This is a genomic window from Inquilinus sp., assembly GCF_039594555.1.
Lineage (GTDB): Bacteria > Pseudomonadota > Alphaproteobacteria > DSM-16000 > Inquilinaceae > Inquilinus.
The window spans coordinates 1-3603 of sequence record NZ_JBCNNF010000558.1 but is presented as its reverse complement, the minus strand read 5'-3'; the positions used below and the strand labels follow the sequence as shown (position 1 = coordinate 3603).

The following is a 3603-nucleotide window of genomic DNA, read 5'->3' as shown; positions in this document are numbered from 1 at the left end:
CCCTCCAGGTAGAGATGCACGCCGTACTGGGCCTTGATGGCACCGGGGGCGATGGCGGCGTAGTCGAGACGAGCGGACATGGGTCGAACCTTCCAGTCTTGAGATCGGAACCGCCAGTCGGGGCGGCGTTCGACATCAAGACGAGATGGCCTTCGCGGATGTGACAGGCCGGCCGGAAAATCGTCAGGCTGCGTCCGGAATCGCCCGGCCGAAGCCGTTCTGCCCGGCCCAGGCCTCGATTGCGCGGGCGGCGGACAGCACCGCGTGGTCGCCGCGGCGACGGCCGATGATCTGCAGGCCGAAGGGCAGGCCGGCTTCGTCGCGGCCGAAGGGCAGCGCCACCGAGGGCAGGCCGGCCAGGCTCGGGCCATAGGCCAGCGCCAGCCAGTGGAAGTAGCTGGACAAGGCGGCGCCGTCGATCGTCGCCGGATACCAGTCCTTCCACGGGAAGGGCGGATGGCCGGCCACCGGGCAGATCACCAGATCGACCCCTTCCAGGAAGGCGTCGGCGTCGCGCACCACCCGGGTCTGCACGGTCAGCGCGCTGGCCACGTCGGCGAGGCCCAGCGTCAGCCCGGCAGCGACATTGGCGGTGACGTTCGGCCCGACCTTGTCCGGCGTCGCCTCGACCTTTTCGCGGTGCGCGGCGACGAAGCCGACCGCGCGCAGCGTGGCGAAGGCGTCGTCCACCCCGGCCATGTCGACCGTGAAATCGACGCTGCGGCCCACCGCCGGCTCCAGCGCCTGGCGGGCGGCGCGGAAGCTGCGGCGGACGCGGCTGTCGACCGGGGCGAAGCCGAGATCCTCGGTGAAGGCCACGGTCAGCCCGCCGAGATCGACCGGGTCGAGCGCGCGGAAGGCCGCGCCGTCGACGCCGAGCGACAGCGGGTCGCGCGGGTCGTGGCCGGTCATGGCGGAGAGCATCAGAGCCGCGTCGGTCACCGTGCGCGCCATCGGCCCGTCGACCGACAGCGGCGACCAGCCGTGGCCGCGCGTCTCGGTCGGGATCAGGCCCGGAGTCGGGCGGAAACCGACGATACCGCAATAGGCGGCCGGGGTGCGCAGGCTGCCGGCGAGGTCGGAGCCGGTGGCCAGCGGGACCATGCCGCAGGCCAGCGCCACCGCCGACCCGCCGGAGGAGCCGGCGCAGGTCAGCTCATGGTCGAAGGGATTGAGCGTCGGGCCGAACACCGCGTTGCGGGTGTTGGCGCCGGCGCCGAATTCCGGCGTGTTGGTCTTGGCCAGCACGATGGCGCCGGCCTGGCGCAGCACCGCCACCACCCGCTCGTCGGCCGCCGGCACGTTGTCGGCGAAGAGCGGCGAGCCATAGGCGGTCAGCAGCCCTTCGGTGTCGCTGAGGTCCTTCACGCCGATCGGCAGCCCGTGCAGGGGCCCGAGGGCATCGCCGCGCCGCACCGCCGCCTCCGCCGCCCGCGCCTCGGCCCGCGCCCGGTCATAGGCCTTGGCGGTGATGGCGTTGACCGCCGGGTCCGCCGCCTCGATCCGGGCGATGCAGCTCTCGACCAGATCGACCGGCGAGACCTCCCCCGCCCCGATCAGGCGCCGCAGCTCCACCGCCTCGAGATCGCACAGCTCCGCCATGACCGCCTCTTGCTCCGAGTCTTGTCCGGCAAATCTGCGGGGCCGCGGCGGACAGCGTCAACCGCGATCGGCGGCAACCAGATCCGCATAATCCGGGTGCCGCTGGATGAAGGCGGCGATGAACGGGCACAGCGGCCGGATCTTGATGCCGGCGGCGCGGATCAAGTCCAGCGTGCCGCGCGCCAGGGCGCTGCCGACGCCCCGGCCGGACAGGGCCTGCGGCACCTCGGTGTGGATCAGCGCCAGCACCTCACCCTCGCGGCGGTACGTGACGAAGGCGGTGACGCCGTCGACCGCCATCTCGAAGCGGCTCAGCGCCGGGTTGTCGGTGACCTCGGCCATCGGTCTCTCCCTTGGATTCGCTGCGGGCAGTCTAGCGCGGCAACACGGCCGTTGACTCCCTCACCGATTGGAACAAATTAGCAACATGAGCCGAGCGATGACCACCGACGCCAAGCTGGAGATCCTGGCGGATGCCGCGAAATACGACGTGTCCTGCGCGTCTTCCGGCGCCGCCACCCGCGATTCGCGGGACGGCAAGGGGCTGGGCTCCACCAATGGCCGCGGCATCTGCCATTCCTACACGCCGGACGGGCGCTGCGTGTCGCTGCTGAAGATCCTGCTGACCAATTTCTGCCAGTACGACTGCGCCTACTGCATCAACCGCCGCAGCAGCAACGTCCGCCGCGCCCGCTTCACGGTCGAGGAGGTGGTGCAGCTGACCCTCGGCTTCTACCGGCGCAACTATATCGAGGGGCTGTTCCTGTCCTCCGGCATCATCCGCTCCGCCGACCACACCATGGAGCAGCTGGTGGAGGTGGCGCGGCGGCTGCGCGAGGAGCACGGCTTCCGCGGCTACATCCATCTGAAGACGATCCCGGAGGCGAGCCCGGAACTGCTGGCCGCGGCCGGCCGCCACGCCGACCGGCTGTCGATCAACATCGAGCTGCCGACCGAGGACGGGCTGACCCGGCTGGCGCCGGAGAAGCGCAGCCGCACCATCCGCGGCGCCATGGGCCGGCTGCGGCTGGGCATCGAGGAGGCGGAGGCCGAGCCGAAGGCGCCCCGCTTCTCCCCCGCCGGGCAGAGCACGCAGCTGATCGTCGGCGCCGACGGGGCCGACGACAACGCCATCCTGGGCACCGTCGCCGGCCTCTATGCCGGCTACCGGCTGAAGCGGGTCTACTACTCCGCCTTCAGCCCGATCCCGGAGGCCAGCCGGGCCCTGCCGGCCCAGGCGCCGCCGCTGCAGCGCGAGCACCGGCTGTACCAGGCGGACTGGCTGATGCGCTTCTACGGCTTCGCGGCGGAGGAGATCCTGGCCGGCGCGCCGGACGGCATGCTGGACCTGGCGGTCGACCCCAAGCTGGCCTGGGCGCTGCGCCACCGCGACCGCTTCCCGCTCGACGTCAATCGGGCCGAGCGCGGCCTGCTGCTGCGCGTGCCGGGCCTTGGCGCGCGGACGGTGGACCGGATCGTCGCGGCGCGCCGCATCCACCCGCTGCGGCTGGCCGATCTGGCCCGGCTGACCGGCGGACTGAAGCGCGCTTTGCCCTTCATCGTAACGCCCGACCACCGCCCCACCCGGCTGCTGGACCGGGCCGATTTGCGCGCCCGGCTGGCGCCGAGACCGACGCAGCTGTCGCTGTTCGCCTGATGCGCACGGTCCGGATCGCCCGCCCCGACGACCTCGACGCCTTCCGCCGGGCGGCCCGCGGCCTGATCGCTGCTGGTGCTGTGCCGGAGACAGTATGCTGGCTGGAGGGCGAGGACGACGCCCTGCCCTTCGGCGACCCGGCGCCGGAGGATGCGGCGGCCCCGCCGCTGGCCGCGCCCAAGCGGTTCCACGAGCTGGCGGAGCCGGTGATCTGCCATCGCGACCCGGAGCGATTCGCCCTGCTCTACACCGCGCTGTGGCGGCTGGCGCGGGGCGAGCGCCGCCTGCTGCAGGACCCCACCCATCCGCTGGCCCGGCGGCTGGAGCGGATGGCCGGCGCGGTC

The 3603-nt window shown here is 72.4% G+C and carries 3 protein-coding genes and 1 pseudogene; 2 read left to right on the top strand and 2 right to left on the bottom strand.

The features are described from left to right. Positions 1–183: 183 nt before the first annotated feature. Positions 184–1602, bottom strand: coding sequence for an amidase (locus ABDW35_RS33940; RefSeq protein WP_343718261.1), 1419 nt, complete (start codon positions 1600–1602; stop codon positions 184–186). A 57-nt stretch (positions 1603–1659) separates the two neighbouring features. Continuing rightward, entirely contained in the window at positions 1660–1944 is a 285-nt protein-coding gene (locus tag ABDW35_RS33935; RefSeq protein ID WP_343718260.1) for a GNAT family N-acetyltransferase, read from the bottom strand. Positions 1945–2029: 85 nt separating this feature from the next. Here ABDW35_RS33935 and ABDW35_RS33930 point away from each other — a divergent pair, with 85 nt between their 5' ends. Further along, positions 2030–3259, top strand: a complete 1230-nt coding sequence (locus tag ABDW35_RS33930) for a putative DNA modification/repair radical SAM protein (RefSeq protein ID WP_343718259.1) — start codon at positions 2030–2032, stop codon at positions 3257–3259. Continuing rightward, a pseudogene (locus tag ABDW35_RS33925) lies at positions 3259–3603 on the top strand (uracil-DNA glycosylase); the annotation flags it as partial. The gene ABDW35_RS33930 and the pseudogene ABDW35_RS33925, both read left to right, overlap by 1 nt.

What these genes read in the sequence shown, in the direction of transcription:
- ABDW35_RS33930 (WP_343718259.1), top strand. Translation starts at nt 2,030, where the DNA reads ATGAGCCGAGCGATGACCACCGACGCCAAGCTGGAGATCCTGGCGGAT.
- ABDW35_RS33940 (WP_343718261.1), bottom strand. Translation starts at nt 1,602, where the DNA reads ATGGCGGAGCTGTGCGATCTCGAGGCGGTGGAGCTGCGGCGCCTGATC.
- ABDW35_RS33935 (WP_343718260.1), bottom strand. Translation starts at nt 1,944, where the DNA reads ATGGCCGAGGTCACCGACAACCCGGCGCTGAGCCGCTTCGAGATGGCG.